Annotated in this window: 1 protein-coding gene; it reads right to left on the reverse strand. The window is 47.8% G+C overall.

Going from position 1 to position 452, the window contains the following annotated elements; all coding sequences use genetic code 11:
- Positions 1-192: 192 nt before the first annotated feature.
- A partial coding sequence (locus SB660_RS19030) for a helix-turn-helix domain-containing protein (protein ID WP_410583775.1) occupies positions 193-452 on the reverse strand: 260 nt, incomplete at its 5' end.

Raw genomic sequence — 452 nt, forward strand, 5'->3', positions numbered from 1 at the left:
GGTCATGGATACTTGTGACAAAGGTTCCGAGGCAGTTTAGGATGAAATCAAAAAGGGTGAGATTATCGGTTGCATCCCGAATATCGAAAAAGCCTGATGATATCAATGGCAGCATTTTTTGAGGATTTAGCTGAATGTTCTCCCTTAAATAAGATGCGGGAGAACACCCGCATCCTGGTCTATGGCTAAATTTTAACCGATCAGCCGCTGCATTCTCAGCGCGAGCCGCAGGCGCATCGTCGTCTCCGGATCTTTTATGCTTTTGCCGAGCAGTTCCTCGCATTTTTCTAAACGATAGATCACCGTATTTCGATGGACGTACAGGCGCTTAGCCGTTTCTGAAATCTGGCAGTGGGTCTCCAGGTAAACAGACAGTGTATGAAGCAGGCTCTGGTCCTCCTTTTGCCGATCGGCCAGGCTTTGGAGGGTGGCTTCGTAAAACTTCTTCACAT

It is taken from the genome of Bacillus sp. SIMBA_005 (genome assembly GCF_046535585.1).
In the GTDB taxonomy this organism is placed as follows: Bacteria; Bacillota; Bacilli; order Bacillales; family Bacillaceae; genus Bacillus; species Bacillus pumilus.